We start from the raw sequence: 19,609 nt of genomic DNA on the forward strand, positions 1-19,609 counted from the left end.
CCTTATACCAAAAGATGCGAGAGTACCAAAATAAGAAATCTCAAAGGCTGGATTTAAAACTAGTTTCCTTATACCAAAAGATGCGAGAGTACCAAAATTGGGTGGAGGTAGCAAACGTGCTTTGTCGGTTTCCTTATACCAAAAGATGCGAGAGTACCAAAATTGAGGCCTAAGAAGCTAGCCTTTGTTAACGGTTTCCTTATACCAAAAGATGCGAGAGTACCAAAATCCTCTTTTAGGACCGCCCCAGACTGAGAAGGTTTCCTTATACCAAAAGATGCGAGAGTACCAAAATTGGATAAGGTTTGCCAGTTTTAACATCTGGGTTTCCTTATACCAAAAGATGCGAGAGTACCAAAATACAAAAAAGAAATAGTTAAACTTGTTTTTAGTTTCCTTATACCAAAAGATGCGAGAGTACCAAAATACCAATTTCATTATACCTTACCTTGTATTAGATTTTCAAAATATTTTTTTATATTGGCTGTAACTGCAGCTAGATCAACTATCACAGGAGTATTTGTAAGAATGAAAAGTGAGTAAACGTAGATAAAAATAGACAAGTTATCCACAGTTTTTAAAGATAAAAGAACGGTTTCTTGCGCGTACTTATCCACAAGCACCATGTACCAATTACAAGCATCTTGAAATGTTTCTTCAGACCAGCTAGAAGGAATTTTTGAGATTAATTGCTCTTTAACAGCATAACAAGTAGTTTTATTTCTTATTTTTTCTTTGTAAACAATATTCGTAGGAAAAAGAGAAGGATTTTCTGTTTGAATAAAATAGAGAATCCTATTGGGAGACTGTTGAAGGTAATAAATAAAATGTCCTAATTCCTTATCTGAAAGCATCACTTCAGGAAACTGTATATAGATAATTAATTTTTTATCACTTATTGATTCTTCTAATACATTAATTTGAAGAATTAACTTTTCATAATGAGATAGTTGAGCAGAATTTTTTTTTGAAAAAGTTAAGCTAGTTTGAATCCATTTTTTATCGAAAGGCAACAAAGTGTAGTGCGTTGCGTTTGTTTTTTTTTGAGTATTTAAAAAATCAACTTCTTCAATTAATTCCTCCCAGCTTTCAACTAATTGTTTATAAAATGGAGAAAACTCAAGATTAGTCAAAAATTCTTTTTCCTGTCGAATTAAAGCTTTCTCTAAACTAATAAATTTTGTTGGATCATTTGGAGAAAGAATTTGGAATAGAAAATCTCTTCTTGGAATCAATGTTTGGTTTTCAAAAAGGTTTATTTGTATACCTTTATAGCTGAAGTAATCGCTAAAATATTCAACTAATTGACACCATTCTTTTTGCTCACCTTTTAAAATAGTCACTTTATCAACTAAGAATGAAGTTACTCGTACAGAGTCTTTAATGTGCCATTCCTTCATAAAATCACCATCGGATCTTCGGTGATAGCTTTTTCAGTAAGGGTCTTATCACCAACAAGCAAAAACATATTGCTGTATTGTTTTTCAGTCACAGCCATAGCCCGAATAGAACCATGTTTTGGGAGATTATTTCTTAACCCCATCATATAATTATCTAAACTTGATCGATTTGGGAAAATTTTTGCGTAGACTGAAAATTGAACCATTGTAAAACCGTTATTAATTAAATACTTTCTGAATCTTGAATAAGTTCGTCGCTCACTTTTTGTATTCATTGGCAAATCAAAAAATAAAACTAAACGCATAATTCTATAAGGAGATGCCATTGGCAGGGTAAACCAATAGTTCGGTATTATTCTCATTCATTCCTTTAATAAAAGAGTGAACAAGTATTTCAATCGCGTTCAGAATAGTTTGTTTTTGATTGCCAATCAATAGTTTGTTATTGCTAATTAAGTGAACAATTTTTTGTTTGGTTTTTAAGTCTAAATAAGTATCTTCTTGGCACATAATGCTGATCCATAAATCAATGACAGGACGAAAGGGTTCAATAAGGTCATCAGCTAAATTAAAAGCATTGTATTGGTTGTAATGCCCAATACCAAAAGAAGGTTGTAAACCCGAAGCCACAATTGTTCTAGCAATGGTTGAACGAAGGACAATATAACCATAATTTAAACCAGAGTTAATTCCGTCAAAGCTGTCTCGATCCCTAGTAAAGGAACTTCCAAACAACGTTTTAAAATAAAGTTTAGCAGCATGACCTTCACGATTCGTTTGATCAGAAAAGTTAACATCATCAGAATAGCGATGCATTGCTTCAATTGAAGTAGAATCTTTTCTTAAATGAGTTAATACGGAAGCTTGATTTGCTATTTTTATTTGAATAATTTTTTGCCACATCAAGCCTTTCATTTCAGTAGACCACTTAACTTGCCTTTCCAGAACTCTAGAAGACTGATGATGACTATGAGGAGAAAGAGCATAAATATTGGGTAAGTGTTTTTCATCACAGAAAATTAAGAGAATATGGTAATCTGCTAATTTATTTAGCAAGCGGGCAGTTACAACGGTTTGCTGGTTATCGACAATGATTGTATGAATATCAGTAAGCGGTATCAAAATTTCTGTATCTTCTCGAATAACTTTTAAATTATCAAGATACAATCTTAAGTAATCAGATTTTTCAATATAGACAACACGCCAGCTCATTTTTATCACTCCTTTTTCCAGATTTATGTACAAAAAAAGCCCCATAAATGGGGCGATTTCGGCATAAAGCCTTATTTTGGTAGGTCCTCGCGACCCTTTGGTATAAGGAAGTCTTCCGTCGAAGACACCCTTATTATAACAAGGTTTATATATTTTGTAAACCCTTTATTTAAAAAACTTCCTTTTATATCATTCTTTTAAATAAGGACTAAATATTTCTAAATCAATTGGATATTTATTACCAAGAATATCAACATTATATTTAATAATATTTGTTAAAGTTCCGATAGTGACCCTTTGTCTATCTTTTGATTTGAAATCATCATCATCAATTTCAAATTTATTCTGACGTGGATCATTATCACCTCTAAATATTTTTTTGTAATTAAGAACTTTCTTATTTTTATCTTTGGTTATTTTATCTATAATCGTTTCAAGTTTATCATATGAAATTAGATCATTTTGATATAAACTAAATTGGAAATTATAGCTACAATCTATTTCTTTATAAGAAGCAGCTCTTCCATCTTTCCCGTTATATAAATCCATACCACCAATATGGATACCATTGATTTTTTTAATCCAATTTAAAGTATAAATTCCATCTACTTTTCTAAACCAATTATAAGGTACTCCAAGGTATTTGTAGTTTCCATCTTCATTCATGTAAATATCCACACGAATACTTTTTCTACTTAATAAAACAACATCATTTTTAGCATCTTTATATTTATCCGAAATATTCACATGGATACCCAATTTTTTATCTAGATACTTCAAGCTTTTAACTGGTACTTTTCCGTCTTTTAAAATAAAGCCGTGTTCTTTGTAAAAATCTTGGAAAGGATTGTCCGCATGACTATGTTCTTCCATGACTTTTCTGATTAATTCCCAAGTTTTCTTATCATGTTGGGCCATTAAAAAGAGATCAGAATCTTTTTCGATTCTTTTTTTGAGAGCTTCATAGCCTTTCTTATCCAACTGATAAATATTTTTTACTTTCCCGACAACGTATGTTTCATCATCTTTTTCGCGAGTAGAGTAGATGGTTTGATTAGACATGGTCCGATTGGGTTTACGATCAACTTTATGTGAATACTTAATCTTGTCCTGGTAATTTCTTAATGAGCTGACAAATTTAAGTGAGTTGTTGTCGAAAACTTGAGAGGCATTGATTAGTTCACCAGTTTCTGTATCAACGGCCACACCTTCAATAGTAAAAGTTGTTTGTTTCAGTTGCTTAAATAACGGCATTCGACCAACACCGGCAACGATCAAGGCATCGATAGCATGATGAAAATGACCTGCATCGCGATCTTTGCGCATTTTTGTTCGTTTTCTTAATGCAGCAGTGAAGCTTCCACGAATCGATAAGACACCTGTTGGAATAGCGTTATTTCGATAAAAAGTACGAAGCGAGCTAGAAAAACTTCTCATAGCGTACTGGGTGTCAACTAAATTCCGATTAATAAAGTCTTTTTGGACTTCCTCATCGTGTTGGACATCTCGTTGTTCTAATAAGTAGCCTAATTTTTTATTGCTAATTCGACGAGATTTAAATAAACTCAAACAATCAGCTTTAAACTCAACAAAAGAGCGTGTCGCTTTGCCACTTTGGAAATATTGGAAAGGGGTTAATTGGCCTTTTAATTGATTTTCTGCATGGTAAACGAGTACTTTATTTTGTTGGCTATCATCAAAGGAATAAGAAAGTGGAATGATATGGTCGACTTCAAAACGCGTAAAATCATAAACAATATCAGAAAGGGCGATAGACTTACCAGAATACACACATTTCCCATCTTGAGCATCCCATAATTTTAACGCTAAATGTTGCTTGCCATTTAAATACAAGTCTTTTAAATTTTTTACTTCAAGTAGATCACAAATCTTTTTCTCAAATTTTCCTTGGTTCCTTTGGAAATTACTATAGTTCAGTCTTTCTTCATCGCTATTTTTTTCGCGAGCCATTTCAACGACAACATAGGCAAGTTCGCCGTATTGTTCTCGTACAGCATTAGTGATTTTAATTGCTTCGCGATGAGCTCGTTTTGCGACTGTACTTAGAATAGCTTCATCATCAAATTGGATTTTAGTGCCATTTTGTAACTGCTCAAGCCGGCTTTTTCCTAGTCCTCGTTCTGAAAAAATTTGCATTTGGTTTTTATTGGTTTCCCATAGCTCAGGCAAGATTAGTTGTATCGCTTTTTTAGAAAGAGCATGGTATTCCTTAAAGGTTGTATCATTAATTAAAGCAGCCGTTACTTCTGGCAAGCTGTCATGATAGGTCGATTGAAATAAGTCTGTTAGCTGTTCTTCTCGACGAGTTAAGCTTTTTTCTGCGGTTAGAATATCGGCTATATTATCTAAAACAGCGGGATTATCAAAAAAATCAGCGGGAACAGTAGAAATAGATTCCACTAATTTCCTTAATTTCTTAAACCCAATAAAATCTGTAAAAATCGGTTTATTGGTTTTTAAATCAATGCGAGCACCCTTTAAGTCTTCTTCAGGAATAGTCAGGTACTTTGCAATCCCATTTAATGTAATTTTTTTTCCATTTTTTATGAATTTCTCAATCAGATACTGTTTATCGTTTACTGATAAAAGACTGACTTTTTCTTTTTTATCATTCGCATACCATAAATTATTCAAATCATTTAGCAGATTGTACAAATCAGCCGTGTAAGACATCTTAGCGATACGCAATTCTTCTGGAAAATAGGTACAACGTCCACGCATTTTATTAATCATCGTTTCGTGTTTAAGTTTTCCATCTTCACCAATAAAATATTGTCCATAAGGAGTAGGAGATTTTTCAGAACCTGGGCCATCATAATACATCCGGCGACTATTAACTAAAGCTAAGTACGACTCTTTGAAGCTATCAGTAATTTCAGGATGAAATGCTTCTTGTTTTTCTAGAATAGCATGAGCTTCTTTGATATAATCAGTTGTCTTAAAGCGGTTCGTGTGATCACGTACGACTTCACCATTTTTTATTTTATCTAATTGAATTTCACAAATGTGACGATTTTCTAATTTTTTTGCATTCTTTTTTAATTGCTCTTTAGTAGATAATTCACTGCCACTTGTTTTTTCATCTTCTTGTGGTGTATCCAATGTTGTCCCGCGGCGTTTAACTAAATGATACAGTGCAGCGGCTAGTTCTTCTTTCGTTACTTGTTCATAAAGAGCGTTGCGTCTTGCTTCATACGGATTGTAGTCTTGAATAGAAGTGCAAGAGAAGCTGTTTTCTACTAATAATGTTTTCGTTCTTTCTAACCGGTGCTTTCTTCTTCTTTTTAACCGTCTTGCGCTGCGGAAACTCCGGCGATCTTCATTAGCATTTCTATTCGCTTCTTCAAATAAGCGAACACCAGCTTTTTTAATTTCTCCTGTTTCTTCATCGATAATTCCCCAACCAACACTAGAAACTCCGATGTCTAAGCCTAGAACTAGTTTAGCCATTGTAAACCCTCCCATTTTATTAAGATGCTATTAGTATACCATTATTTTTAAAAAGAAAACGCTCGTTTTATCAAAAGTCTCCTATTTTTTAGAATAAAATAAAGTGCATTAAAGTAACTAATCTTTTATTCAAAACAGAACTTTTGAAAGCACTTAAAAAGTGGTAAACTAACTAGATAAGACACTAAATGATTAGATTAAAAATGGAGATAAGGGGTCGAGATAAGTGCGTATACTACATACAGCTGATTGGCATATTGGGAAAATTGTAAATGAAGTATCTATGTTAGAGGATCAAGCATTCTTTTTAGAACAATTAATTGAAAAATTGAAAAGTTTAGACGTAGATGTCTTGATTATGGCAGGAGACTTATATGATCGAGCTCTTCCGCCAAAAGAAGCGGTTACATTGGTAAACACAGTATTAACCCGATTAATCAAAGAAATAAACATACCTGTCTTTATTATCGCAGGAAACCATGATAGCAACGAGCGTGTGGAGTATGGCGCAAGCTTATTTGAATCAAGTAATCTTTATATAGAAGGAACCGTTAAAGAAGAGACGAGAAAAGTGACGATTCAAGATACGAACTTTTACTTATTACCGTTTGCAGATCATGCGTATATTCGTGAATTATTAAAAGATGACTCTATAAAAAATTTAGAAGATGCAACAAGAGCTCAAATAAATAAAATAAAAGAAACTATGAACAAAGAAGAAACGAATATCATTATCGCTCATGGTTTTGTCATCAATATTTCTGAGGATAGTTTTGAAACGACTGATTCAGAGCGGCCACTAAGTATTGGAACAGCAGAGTATGTTAATGTGGAAATGTTTGAAGACTTCGATTATGTTGCATTAGGCCACTTACACAAGCCGCAAAAGGTAAAACACGATAGAATTCGCTACAGCGGATCTATTTTAAAGTATTCTAAATCAGAAACCAAACAAAAGAAACAAGTCTCACTGGTAACAGTGGAAAAAGGAAGCGTAGAGATTGAACCTATTTATTTAAACCCTTTGCATGACATGCGTGTCGTTAAGGGCTCATTTGAAAACTTAATGACTCAAAAATCAGACGATTATGTTTTTTTTGAGTTACTAGATGAAACGTTTATTATGGATGCTATGAATCAGTTACGAAGAAGATTTCCAAATGCGATGGGCTTAGACTATGTAACGAAGAAAAATGACAATCCAGTTTATCAAACAGGTAGCCAAAAAAGCTTGAAAGAAACGCCACTAGAAGACTTATTCAGTAAATTTTATCAGCAAGTCAAACAAAAAGAGCTAGCAGCTGATCAAAAAGAAATCGTTGAAAGTATCTTACACAAATTAGGAGGCAATAATAAATGAGACCACTGAAATTAACATTAAATGCTTTTGGTCCTTATAAAGGGAAAGTTGAAATTGACTTTACTCAGTTTAATCAAAAAACGCTCTTTTTAGTTAGTGGCCCAACAGGTGCAGGAAAAACGACTATTTTTGATGCAATTGCTTATGCCTTATATGATGAGGCAAGTGGAACAAGTCGAGGAAAAGATTCATTTAAGTCTCAATTTTCTACAGATGACGATCTGTGTTACGTAGAACTAGAATTTGAATTAGCTGGAAAACGCTACTACATTAAACGGTCTCCTGCTCAAAAAGGACCTGGCTCACGAAAAATAAAACAGCATGATTCAAAAGTTGAATTCATCCATGGTAAAAATGTGACTACCAAAATACCAATAGCTAATCAAGAAATCAAAGACTTGCTATCCTTGTCTTATGAACAATTTAAACAGATTGTTATGCTGCCTCAAGGCGAATTTAAAAAAATGCTGGAATCAAATAGTGCAGACAAAGAAAAAATCTTTCGTACTATTTTCCAAACAAATAGGATGAACGAGTTTCAAATGAGTTTAAAAGAAGAAGCTCGATTATTGAAATCAGATGTCGAGCAAAGTGATAAGGTCATGGAGCGGTTTGTAAGCTTTATTTTTCCACAAGATAATCATGCGTTAGCTGAAGCAATAGCATTAATGGACATCGCTCAATTAGTAATTGAACTGGATAAATCAATAGATAGTTCTAAAGAAACCATTCAAGTTTACACGAATGAGATGGACCGATTCCGAAAAGACATACAGCAGAATCAAGAACGAATCACAGACTTAACAGAATTAGAACAATTAGAAGAGCAAAAAATTGAGTTAGTAGCATTAGAAAACGAGATGGAAAACAAACGAACAAAAGTGAAACAGAATGAACAAGCACAACGATTAGTTAGCTATAAAGAAGAAAAACAAAAGACAGCTAAAGAAAAGTTACGATTAGAAGCAGAGGTAAAGACAGCTGAACAAGCGTTGACAGGGACAGTGCTTGCTCTGAGAGAAAATAAAGAAAAGGGTGTAGTAGCAGAAGAGGAGTATGCTACTTTATCAGAAAAAAGAGAAAAAATAATAGAATTAAAACAAGAAGAGAATCAGATACAAGCTATTGAACTAAAAAAAATAAAAATAGATACCTTGGAAAAAGAAACGATCCAAGGCCAACTAGATAGTGAAAAACAAACGGCATCACTGGTTAAACATAGAGAACAACTCGGAAAAAATAAGCAACTAGCCTTAGAAATTAGTCAAGCTAGAAATGGCGTAACGCTTATACAAAACGAATTAACAAAAGTAAAAGAAGAGCAAACAAAATTGGTTGCGAAACAAGCTCAATACAATGAGTTGATTCAATTGATTGGGCAAAAAGAAGAAACAGTCCGTTTATTCAAACGAGCAGATGCTAAATACAGCGCTATCCAACAAAATTACCAACAACAACAAGTATTGTTTAATCGAAATATTGCCGGTTTATTGGCTAGTGAACTAAGAGAAGAAACACCATGCCTTGTATGTGGTTCACTCGATCATCCCTTACCAGCAACGCTATCTAAAGATGCTCTATCTAAAGAAGAATTAGAAGCGATAGAAGTCGATAAGGATAACTGCTATCAGGAATATACAATTTTAACAAATGATTTAGCCCATTTGAATGAGCAAATTAAAAAATATGAAGCTAGTCTTCAAGTGGTTTCAGAAAATGCACCGGAACAACAAGTGCAGTTAGCACTAGAACAACAAACGCTAGATAAATATAAAGTGAACTATATGAAAGATAAAAAGCGATTAGATCAATTAATTGAGCAAGAAGAAAACACTAAGCAACAAATTGAAGATGGACAAGAACAAGAAAAACAAGTAGTCTCAATGATACAAGAATTGCATTCAGCTCAGCAACATATAAACAAACAGATACAAGAGCTAAAAAACGAAGTGAAAGAAGCACAGACCGACTTAATTTATGGCGATATCGATCAAGTACAAGCCGTTCTCGAACAGTTGACAACAGAGATTGGGCAAATCGAGTTTACTTATAAAGAAAGTTACGAGGAAAAAAATAAGCTAGAAAAATTGGAGGCACAATACAAAACAACGATTGAGTCCTTTAACACACAACTTAATGCGAGTGTAAAAAATGCTGCAGTAGCCCTAGCTGCATTTGAACAGCAATTAGAAACAACTGGATATGATGAACAATTTGAAGAGTATTTAGTAGAAAATGAGCGACTAGAAGAGCTGGTAACGGACATTGCTAATTACGATAAAAAGGTCTGGGTCAACCAAGATAATTATAAGAAGCAAAAACAAAAAGTAGCTGCTATAAAAGAACAGTATTCAATTGAAGAGTACCAAGAAAAAAGTAAAATCAAAGAAACGAAGCTAAAAGAAAGAGATGAACGGTATCAAGAATTGATTGGGATAACCAATAATCATGAATCAGCTAATTTAGAAATAAAAAAATACTACCAAGCTAAAGAAGCACAGCTAGAAAAATATCGTTTATACAGTGAATTGTCAGAATTGGCAAATGGATCTAAGGAAACAGACTACATTTCGTTTGAACGTTACGTATTGGCTAGTTATTTTAAAGAAATTATTGAAGCAGCCAATCTTCGTTTTACTCAAATGACTACTAATCGTTATTCTCTATTAAAAAGAGAAGAAAAGGTAAAAGGAGCAGGAGCGAAAGGTCTTGACTTAGATATATTTGACAATTACACAGGCAAGACAAGAAGTGTGAGAACTCTCTCTGGTGGAGAAAGTTTTAAAGCATCGTTGGCTTTAGCCTTAGGACTGAGTGATGTGATTCAAAATCACAGTGGTGGAGTGAGCGTAGATACGTTATTTATTGATGAAGGCTTTGGAACATTGGACTCAGATTCACTAGATAGTGCTATCGAAACGCTGTTTGAGTTAAATAAAACAGGTCGATTAGTCGGGATTATTTCGCACGTTGAAGAACTAAAGATGCGGATACCAGTTCATATTGATGTAACGAAAACATCAGAAGGAAGTCAAATAGAAGTTAAGATGTAATGAGCTAGAACAAATAACGAACTTTTTTCAATAAAATAGACTCCTGATTCCGTAATAGGTATCAAGAGTCTATTTTTATTGAAGAAGGATTAAGTCAGTAGTTTGCTAATTCAGATTCATGGTTAACGTTAATAATGTGAGCACCATTTCTGATATTTTGCATCAAATAGAGCATATTGGATTCAGAAACTGAAATACATCCAGCTGTTGCACCAGTACCATTTACATGGACAAAAAATGCACTTCCACCATTCACACCATTGTTATAATTTAATGTGATTCCTTATTTGTATTGTGCTTGATAATCGCTCATATGCTCGTCTAAAGAACTTGAACTAGTTCGCTCTTGCCAGGTATTGTATTGCGAATCGTCAGGATTACTAATCCAGTAAGAATGACCAGTAATTTGTTTATAAGCTAAATTAGTCCCGGGATTTGGGCCTGTACCAAAAGCAAAACCTAGTGAGTAAGCACCCTTAGGAGTACGACCTGAACCTTCGTAGGCACTTCCTACACCGTTATAACCGACACGTCCTGGCATAGAGAGAACAGTTTGCCATTGCTCTTTGCTCTTTTCAAATAAATAAACAGTAGAACTTGATCCGTTTGCGACAACGCCTACGATTTGATTGGTATAGTTACTCGTTGAAGAGCGTGCGATTATCCCCTCTATTCCAACTTGTTTGGGAGGTGTAATGGGACTTTCGGGGGTATTCGGTTGAGAATCAGCCTTATCTTGAATCGGTTCTTTAGAAGTAGGAGTTGAGTCACTACTGCTCGTTCCTTTTTTAGATTCTTCTTTTTTAGTTTCCATCGCTTGTTTTAATTCAATTTCTTTGCGCTCTTTTTCTTTCTCTTCTCTTTCTTTCGTTTCTTTTCTATCAAGTTCTTGTTCGATAGCGGCGCATGCGTCAGTTAAACTAGTCTTGAAAGATTCACTAGACACAGATTCAAGTTTTTCTTTAAATTGATCGTATTCAGAACGAGAGATAGTTTCTTTTATTTTTCGCTCATTGTAATCGTCGTAATCGTCAAAAAAAAGTATAAGTGCTTGTTTTACAGCAAGTTGTAACTTAATCTGTTCGATTATATCAGTGTATTCTTTGAAAAAAAGAGGATGCGTATTCTTAAAGAGTGCTAATTCTTTTTCTTCTTTAGAAAATTCAACGTCATCACTTGAAATTTTTTCGTCTTTAAATTTATTATGTATAGAAGATTGAATAAAAAATTGTTGTTTAGCAGTAGCTATTTTTATTGATTGCGTATCTAAATTTTTTTGTTGAGCGTTACTTAATTTTAAAGTAAAGGCAATTTCAAGAGAAGTCTCTGCTTCTTTTAATTTTTCCTTCGTTATGGATTCGCTTAAAAGATCGTTATTTTCATCTAAATACAACAAATTTGCTCTTTTATTCACAAGAGTTAATGCTGTATTTATCTCTTTTTTTGTCTCTTCAGCTTTTACGTTTATAGTATAGCGATAAAGAGTTATCCCACCCAAAATGGCAAACACGATAAGTACAATTGCAATAGAGAGTTGGTTCTTTTTTCTTCTCATTTTATAACCCCTTTTTTTATCTAGCACGTTTAAATTGTGTAACCAAGTAATCGTTGCGCTCCTCAATCCTATGGTATAACGAAAGATACCTAATTGCTAGGTCTAATTTATTTGTAAAATAATAATCAGATACTTTAATCAGACTGTTATTTAATCTATTTGTAATACTAGCTAGTAATTTGTTACTTCAAAGGTATCGTTTATTTAACACAACAATGCTATACTGATGGAACGAGAAAAGATAATTGGATAGATTTAAAGGAGGTACATTTTTGAAAAAAAGATTAACTACTGGATTGGTTGCAGCGATGTTGCTTGCAGGTCCTTTTGTAATGCCTACAATGGTAAATGCTGAAAGTGTACAAAACTTAGAAAAATTAAAACAAGAACTTGAACTGAAATCAACTGAATTAGATTCAAAAATAAAAAACCAAGAAACGACATTAACTAGCTTAGAATTGAAGAAAGTCGCATTAGAAAACGATGTTAAAAAACTACAAACGAATATAGATGAAGTGGTTATCAAATTGCATGAACAAGAGAAAAAATTGCAAGAATCAAAGGAAAAAATTGATACGTTACAAAAAGAAATTGAAGCACTAAAAGAACTCATTGCACAAAGAGAAGAAAAGCTTCAAAATCAAGCACGTGTTATTCAAACGGACGGTCGATCATCTAATATGGTAGAAATGGTCGTTGCTGCTGAAAGTTTATCTGATTTAATTGGACGTGTTGGAATAATGAATCAGCTAGTAACAGCTAATAAAGAAATTGTAACAGCACAAGAAAATGACAAAGAAACACTAGAAGTAAATGAAAAAAAAGCTGAAGCTGAAAAATTAGCGACAGAAAAGTTGAAAAGTGGTATTGAGGTCACTAAAAATAACTTAGTTGCTCAAAAAGCTGAAATGGATGATCACATTGTTCAATTAGCTGTTCAATACAATTTGACAGAATCAGAAAAAAATACCTTTATTAACGAGCAAAAAATTGTTGCTACGAAAACAAGCGTTTTATCTGAGGAGCTTCAACGAGAAAAAACACTTATTTTTGAAGCGGAACAAGCGCGCCAAACAGAAATAGCGGCAAAACAATCAGCAGCAAGGGAAGCAGCAAAAAAAGAGGAAGAACGATTAGCAGCTTCTTCAACTAACAATATGCAAGCATCACAAGTACCACAAGCACCGTCGGTTGGAGTGACAAAACCAGCGGGTTCTAGTAATGGATCTGGATTCATCCGTCCAAGTAACGGTGTGGTAACGTCTCATTTTGGTTACCGCATTCATCCTATCACTGGAGAACATAGATTACATGGTGGAACAGATTTTGGAGGCTATGGAGCGATTGTGGCTGCTCAAGGTGGAGTAGTTGAAGTTGCAGGTTACGATTCTGGCTGGGGGAACCACGTGACTATTAACCATGGCAATGGCTTGAAAACACTGTATGCTCACATGGTTTCGGGTAGTCTAGCAGTAGCCCCAGGACAAAGTATTTCTCAAGGACAACACTTAGGTATAATGGGTACAACAGGTTCATCAACAGGCGTCCATTTACATTTCGAAGTTTATTTAAACGGAAGTCGTGTTAATCCAGCTTCTTACTTAGGTTTGTAAAAAAATAAAACCCTCTCTATAAAAAGAGAGGGTTTTTTAGTAGAATAAAAGAATAAATGAATTGGAGGACTAAAAAAGGTGGAAACAATTTTATCAGCTAAAAATGAACGAGTAAAATCGTGGAAGAAGCTACAAACGAAAAAAGGACGTGAAAAAGCAGGAGCTTATCTCATTGAAGGGTTTCATTTAATAGATGAAGCAATAAAAAATCAAGCGTCTATCTTGGAAGTGATGATAAGTGAAGACTCAAAAGAACTAGCAATGACATCCCTGCTTGAAGATAAACAAGTTCTTATTTCAAAAGAAATTTCTAAACAGCTCAGTGAAACTGAAACAACTCAAGGGATTTTTGCTGTTATCAAAAAAAATACTAGTCCATCCGTACCTATACTAGAAAAACCTTATCTATTTTTGGACAATGTTCAAGATCCTGGTAATCTCGGAACGATGATTCGCACTGCTGATGCAGCGGGTTTTGGTGGGGTTGTCTTAGGCAAAGGAACGGTTGATTTATACAATAATAAAGTTATTCGCTCGATGCAAGGAAGCCATTTTCATATCCCTATCTTCCAAGAGGAGTTGACTACATGGTTTACCTTATTTCAGAATGCAGGTTTTCCTGTTTACGGAACAGAACTAAATGAGTTAGCTGTTTCTTATCGAGATATTTCGCCGCAAGCTATTTTTGCTGTAGTGATGGGCAATGAAGGAAATGGGATGGACAAAGAATTATTAAAAAAAACAACCAAGAATCTTTATATTCCTATTGTAGGCCAAGCAGAATCACTAAATGTAGCTGTAGCTGCGGGTATTTTAATGTTTGCTTTAAAAAAATAGAAAAGTGAGAGCGGAACGTAAGATATTAAGTTTTAGTTATACTAACTAAAATTAGTCTATAAAGCTTCTCATTCAAATAAAAAAAGTGTATCATATGGTTTACTAGAAAGAAATTTCTAAACTCTAAGAATAGAAAAGGAAGTCTTTGAATGTCTGAACCGAAATGGAAACAAGATTTAGAATACGTAGCCTTAATTGAAGACTTACTTGATCGTGAAGAAGTAAAAAAATTAAAAAACTATACCCAACATCACTTTACAACACGTCTAGAACACTCGATTAGCGTCTCTTATCTTAGTTACCGTATTGCAAAAAAATATGGTTTAGATACTAGATCGACTGCACGTGCTGGTTTATTGCATGATTTATTTTACTATGACTGGAGAACAACGAAGTTCGATGAAGGAACTCACGCTTACGTACATCCACGTATGGCTTGTGAGAATGCTAAAAAAATTACTGAGTTAAATCCACTAGAATGTGATATTATCATTAAACATATGTGGCTAGCGACAGTGGCCCTACCAAGATACAAAGAGAGTTACATCGTGACTTTTGTAGATAAATACTGCGCTGTGAGAGAAGTAGCCGTTCCTATATCTGGGAAAGTAAACAATCGCTTGAAAAACATGTGGGCAAGATTAAAAACAGCTCAAGCTTAAGTTTTCACTATAAAAAAACGAATTAAATGAGTAGAATAAAAAGTTTTCTCATCTATTTATGATGTGGAAACTTTTTTCTAGTATAAATGAGCTAGAATAAAAAGAAAAAATTCTAAAAAAAAATCTAGTTTACTTACTATGAATAACCAAAAATGATACAATAAGGTAAAGAGGTGAGGAAACACTATGGCAATAAAAGAAGTAGAACAAAAAAACGACTGTGATTCTAAGCAAAAAGAAATCTGTCCTAAGTTTGAACGCACGTTTTCTATCTTGGGGAAAAAATGGATGGGTTTAATCATTGATGTGTTGTTAGAAGGACCTCAACGATTCAAACATATTGCAGCCACAATTCCTAACGTGAGTGATCGAGTACTAGTAGAACGATTAAAAGAGCTAGAACAAGAAGGACTCGTCTTGCGAACGGTTGATCCTAACGCTACTATGCGTGTGGCGTATAGTTTGACTAATAAGGGCAAAGACTTAAAAGATGTTATGAAAGCTGTACAGATTTGGGCTGATGTTTGGGTTTGTGAAGAGGATCCTAATTTTTAAGAACTGCTTGACTCTCTGGCATCCTTTAGGTAAACTGATTTAGAATGAAAAAATAAAATAGAGAATTAAAAACGATAATGGAAAAAAGTAATTTGGTATAATCTAAAAAAGAGAACAAATACCTGAGGCTGAAAGTATTTGTCTAGAGGACCAAATGAACATTCACTTCTGTAGTTGACTTTGGAATTTACGTTAGGTAATGAAAAAAGATCCGGTATACGCCGTTATGTAAATGAAGTGTAGATTTAAGCGTGTCTTAAATCTAAACAAGGGTGGTACCGCGATATGTAGCCTCGTCCCTTTTAAGGATGAGGCTTTTTTTGTGTCTAAAAATAGATAAAATAAAGTATAAAAAAGGAGAACAGTATGGAGTTAAAACAAAAATTAGAGGCTTTGAAAGAAGAAGCCCTTGAAAAAATTGCGCAAGCGAAAAGTCTTTCTTTGCTTGACCAAGTCCGTGTTGCTTATTTAGGGAAAAAAGGTCCCATCACAGAAGTATTAAGAGGGATGAAAGATGTCTCAGCAAAAGAACGTCCCATCATTGGTGCAGCAGCTAATGAAGTTAGAGACGCTATAGCTATTCAATTAGAAAGTCAAAAAGCAGTATTAGAGCTAGAAAAAATCAACCGTGATTTAGCAAGAGAAGCTATTGACGTAACTTTGCCAGGTAAGCAAGTTTCAACTGGACAATCGCATGTATTAACGCAAATTATGGAAGAGATAGAAGATTTATTTATTGGAATGGGCTATCAAGTCATCGAAGGGCCAGAAGTTGAAGAAGACAAATACAATTTTGAACGAATGAATTTGCCTAAACACCATCCAGCTCGTGATATGCAAGACACTTTTTATATTACGAAAGAGACGTTATTGCGTACTCATACATCACCCGTTCAAGCGAGAACGATGGATAAGCACGATTTCTCTAAGGGACCACTAAAAATGATTAGTCCCGGTAAAGTCTACCGAAGAGATAGTGATGATGCCACTCACTCGCATCAATTCCATCAAATTGAAGGCTTAATTATTTCAGAAGCCATAACAATGGCTGATTTGAAAGGGACACTAGAAGTTTTTGCTAAGAAGTTATTTGGTGCTGAACGCGAAATCAGATTAAGACCAAGTTATTTCCCTTTTACTGAACCTTCTGTAGAAGTTGACGTAAGTTGCTTCAAGTGTGGTGGGTCCGGATGCAATGTTTGCAAGCAAACCGGCTGGATTGAAATCTTAGGTTCAGGTATGGTTCATCCCAATGTTTTAGAGATGGCGGGTATTGATTCTACTAAGTATAGTGGATTTGCTTTCGGCCTAGGACCAGATCGCGTAGCCATGTTAAAATATGGAATCGATGACATCAGACATTTTTATCAAAATGATGTCCGTTTTCTAAATCAATTTAAGGTAAAGGAGTAAACTCATGAATGTATCGTATCAATGGTTATCAGAGTATTTAGATTTAACAGGTATCACACCTGAAGGTTTAGCAGATAAAATGTCACGGACAGGTATTGAAGTAGAAGATGTTTTCGTTCCAGAAACGGGCTTGAAAAAAATTGTTGTCGGTCATGCTATTAAAGTAGAAGACCATCCTGATTCAGACCATTTACACGTCTGTCAAGTAGATATTGGTGAAGAAGAATTATCACAAATCGTTTGTGGTGCTCCAAATATCGCAACAGGTCAAAAAATTATTGTTGCTTTACCTGGTTCAAGAATTACGGGCAACACGAAAATAAAAAAAAGCAAAATGCGCGGGCAAGCATCTAATGGGATGGTCTGTTCTCTATCTGAATTAGGCTTTTCTGAAAAAGTCGTTCCGAAGAAATATGCCGATGGAATCTATGTATTGCCTGATGAAGCTATTCCTGGAGAACCCGTTTTTTCTTATCTAGCAATGGATGATGCTATTTTAGATTTATCCATTACGCCTAATAGAGCAGATGCATTAAGTATGCGAGGTGTAGCTCATGAAGTAGGAGCTATTTATGATAGAAAACCGATTTTTGAAGATGTTTTACTAACTGAAATGGAAAACGAAAAAATAGCCGATTATATAGCTGTAGCTGTTGAAGATAAGAAGGACACGCCTTTTTACAGTATGCGAATCATCAAAGATGTAAAAATTGCTGAGAGTCCTATGTGGCTGCAAACAAAATTAATGAATGCAGGCATTCGTCCATTAAATAATGTCGTTGATATCACAAATTATATTTTGTTGGAGTATGGTCAACCGTTACATGCATTCGATTACGATCGACTAGCATCAAAAGATATTCTTGTTCGTCGAGCAGCAGAAGGTGAGAAACTGGATACGCTAGATGGCGAGACTCGTCAATTAACGAACAAAATGATTGTCATTACAACTGGTGAGAAGCCAGTAGCATTAGCTGGAATTATGGGTGGGTTAGGAACAGAAATTCAAGAAGATACTGTGACTATTGCATTAGAGTCAGCTTTATTTGAACCAGTAGCTATTCGTAAAACAGCCAAAGAACTTAACTTACGTAGCGAAAGTAGTTCTCGTTATGAAAAAGGCATTAACCACGCAACGATTTTATCTGCCAGTGCTCATGCAGCAGCCTTAATAGCAGATTTAGCGGGTGGCACTGTAGTGAGTGGAGCAGCTGTTGTTTCTACTATAGAAGTCGAAGATGTGCTCGTTTCTATTACGTTAGAAAAATTAAATCGTTCTTTAGGAACAAAAATAAAAACGGATGAAGTTCTTTCCATTTTTAATCGTTTAGGATTTGGTGTTACAGAAGATAGTGGATTGTTTAATGTATCTATTCCGCCTCGTCGTTGGGATATTTCAATTGAGGCAGATTTGTTAGAAGAAGTTGCTCGTATTTATGGCTACGATAATCTTCCTTCAACGTTGCCAATTATTGAATCTACTCCAGGTAAACTAGATGATAAGCAACGAATTGTCCGTCATACTAGACATTACCTAGAAGGAGCCGGGTTATCTCAAGCGATTAGTTACGTTCTGACAACAACAGAAAAAGCAAGACAATTTGTTATGCGTGAAAGTGATGCTACTACGTTAGATTTTCCAATGAGTGAAGATCGCAGCACGCTAAGAATGAATCTTATTAGCGGATTGCTTGATAACGTTCACTACAATACAGCTCGCAAAAATACTGACGTAGCTTTATATGAAATTGGGCGTGTTTTTTATAAGAATAAAGATGGTTTATTGCCAATCGAAGAAGAGCATCTCGCAGGAGTTTTAACGGGTTCATTAGTAGAAAATAGTTGGCAAGAAAAAGCTGGAAAAGTAGATTTTTTCAATTTAAAAGGAATAGTCGAAGGATTATTTGAAACATATGGTTTAACAGAACCCTTAACAGTTGTTGCAGATAAAGACCGTGAAGGGATGCATCCTGGTAGAACAGCAGCTGTTTATTTGGGAGAGCAATCGATAGGTTTTATTGGTCAAATTCATCCTTTAGTAGCGAAAGAATACGATATAAAAGAAACGTATGTCTTTGAATTAAACATGCATCCAATTATTGAAGGAGAAAAACACCCGACTATTTATGCAGGTATTCCAAAATATCCAGGTATGACAAGAGATATCGCCTTACTAGTTGATGAAGGGATTACAAATCAGCAGCTAATAGAATTGATTCACGAAAAAGGTGGGAAATACTTAAGGCAGGTTCGCTTATTTGATTTATACCAAGGAGATAAAATTAATGAAGGTAAAAAGTCATTGGCATATACGCTATCTTATTTGAATCCAAAAGAGACATTAGTAGAAGAAGAAGTGACAAAAGCCTTTGAAAAAGTCGTTCAGGCATTAGTTGAGCAATTCGATGCAGTAATTAGATAAAGGTTTTAGCTTTAAAATAAAAAGAGCTTTGCTTAATTGCAGAGCTTCTTTTTTAC

The 19,609-nt window shown here is 34.5% G+C and carries 14 protein-coding genes, 1 CRISPR repeat array and 1 other annotated feature (1 of these 16 running past the window's edge); of the genes, 8 read left to right on the plus strand and 6 right to left on the minus strand.

Translation table 11 applies throughout. The features are described 5' to 3' along the window. Positions 1 to 427: direct repeats of the CRISPR family, unit length 36 nt; unit sequence GTTTCCTTATACCAAAAGATGCGAGAGTACCAAAAT; it begins 2,844 nt to the left of the window's first position. 10 nt (positions 428 to 437) lie between these two features. From ACMHYH_RS02595 to cas9, 4 genes are all read right to left on the minus strand, one after another. Then, the gene (locus ACMHYH_RS02595; protein WP_414839816.1) at positions 438 to 1,343 is read right to left on the minus strand and encodes a hypothetical protein; all 906 of its coding nucleotides are present in this window, start codon (positions 1,341 to 1,343) and stop codon (positions 438 to 440) included. Between the two features lie 53 nt (positions 1,344 to 1,396). Further along, entirely contained in the window at positions 1,397 to 1,705 is a 309-nt protein-coding gene (cas2, locus tag ACMHYH_RS02600; protein WP_085560464.1) for a CRISPR-associated endonuclease Cas2, read from the minus strand. A 4-nt stretch (positions 1,706 to 1,709) separates the two neighbouring features. Then, positions 1,710 to 2,612 (minus strand): type II CRISPR-associated endonuclease Cas1, encoded by a 903-nt coding sequence (gene cas1 / locus ACMHYH_RS02605; RefSeq protein ID WP_414839817.1) that lies wholly within the window; start codon positions 2,610 to 2,612, stop codon positions 1,710 to 1,712. Between the two features lie 189 nt (positions 2,613 to 2,801). Then, entirely contained in the window at positions 2,802 to 6,083 is a 3,282-nt protein-coding gene (cas9, locus tag ACMHYH_RS02610; protein WP_414839818.1) for a type II CRISPR RNA-guided endonuclease Cas9, read from the minus strand. Positions 6,084 to 6,309: 226 nt separating this feature from the next. Here cas9 and ACMHYH_RS02615 point away from each other — a divergent pair, with 226 nt between their 5' ends. Together ACMHYH_RS02615 and ACMHYH_RS02620 are read left to right on the plus strand one after the other, a co-directional pair. Further along, positions 6,310 to 7,443 carry an exonuclease SbcCD subunit D gene (locus ACMHYH_RS02615; protein ID WP_414839819.1) on the plus strand — a complete coding sequence of 378 codons (1,134 nt, stop codon included), beginning with the start codon at positions 6,310 to 6,312 and terminating at the stop codon, positions 7,441 to 7,443. After that, positions 7,440 to 10,496: an SbcC/MukB-like Walker B domain-containing protein gene (locus tag ACMHYH_RS02620; RefSeq protein ID WP_414839820.1), complete on the plus strand. Its 3,057-nt coding sequence runs from the start codon at positions 7,440 to 7,442 to the stop codon at positions 10,494 to 10,496. Before ACMHYH_RS02615 ends, ACMHYH_RS02620 begins: the two co-directional genes overlap by 4 nt. 94 nt (positions 10,497 to 10,590) lie before the next feature. Here the strand turns inward: ACMHYH_RS02620 and ACMHYH_RS02625 are convergent, their stop codons facing one another. Next, positions 10,591 to 10,752, minus strand: a complete 162-nt coding sequence (locus ACMHYH_RS02625; RefSeq protein WP_414839821.1) for a hypothetical protein — start codon at positions 10,750 to 10,752, stop codon at positions 10,591 to 10,593. 27 nt (positions 10,753 to 10,779) lie between these two features. Then, a complete protein-coding gene (locus tag ACMHYH_RS02630; protein WP_414839822.1) occupies positions 10,780 to 12,051 on the minus strand; it encodes a hypothetical protein in 1,272 nt (423 codons plus the stop codon). A 272-nt stretch (positions 12,052 to 12,323) separates the two neighbouring features. Between ACMHYH_RS02630 and ACMHYH_RS02635 the strand changes: the two genes are divergently transcribed. The 6 genes from ACMHYH_RS02635 (at position 12,324) to pheT (ending at position 19,553) form a co-directional block, all read left to right on the plus strand. Then, on the plus strand, positions 12,324 to 13,664 hold the full coding sequence (locus ACMHYH_RS02635) for a peptidoglycan DD-metalloendopeptidase family protein (RefSeq protein ID WP_414839823.1): 1,341 nt from the start codon (positions 12,324 to 12,326) through the stop codon (positions 13,662 to 13,664). A 78-nt stretch (positions 13,665 to 13,742) separates the two neighbouring features. Beyond that, positions 13,743 to 14,501, plus strand: coding sequence for a TrmH family RNA methyltransferase (locus tag ACMHYH_RS02640; protein WP_414839824.1), 759 nt, complete (start codon positions 13,743 to 13,745; stop codon positions 14,499 to 14,501). A 149-nt stretch (positions 14,502 to 14,650) separates the two neighbouring features. Next, the gene (locus tag ACMHYH_RS02645) at positions 14,651 to 15,163 is read left to right on the plus strand and encodes an HD domain-containing protein (RefSeq protein WP_414839825.1); all 513 of its coding nucleotides are present in this window, start codon (positions 14,651 to 14,653) and stop codon (positions 15,161 to 15,163) included. A 186-nt stretch (positions 15,164 to 15,349) separates the two neighbouring features. Next, positions 15,350 to 15,718, plus strand: a complete 369-nt coding sequence (locus ACMHYH_RS02650; RefSeq protein WP_414839826.1) for a winged helix-turn-helix transcriptional regulator — start codon at positions 15,350 to 15,352, stop codon at positions 15,716 to 15,718. Between the two features lie 65 nt (positions 15,719 to 15,783). Beyond that, positions 15,784 to 16,022: a binding site (T-box leader), on the plus strand. Positions 16,023 to 16,084: 62 nt separating this feature from the next. After that, positions 16,085 to 17,131 (plus strand): phenylalanine--tRNA ligase subunit alpha, encoded by a 1,047-nt coding sequence (pheS, locus tag ACMHYH_RS02655; RefSeq protein ID WP_414839827.1) that lies wholly within the window; start codon positions 16,085 to 16,087, stop codon positions 17,129 to 17,131. Between the two features lie 4 nt (positions 17,132 to 17,135). Then, positions 17,136 to 19,553 carry a phenylalanine--tRNA ligase subunit beta gene (pheT, locus tag ACMHYH_RS02660; RefSeq protein ID WP_414839828.1) on the plus strand — a complete coding sequence of 806 codons (2,418 nt, stop codon included), beginning with the start codon at positions 17,136 to 17,138 and terminating at the stop codon, positions 19,551 to 19,553. The last annotated feature ends 56 nt before the right edge of the window (positions 19,554 to 19,609 follow it).

Origin of the sequence: Carnobacterium sp. TMP28, assembly GCF_047553015.1 — a bacterium.
Taxonomy (GTDB): Bacteria; Bacillota; Bacilli; order Lactobacillales; family Carnobacteriaceae; genus Carnobacterium_A.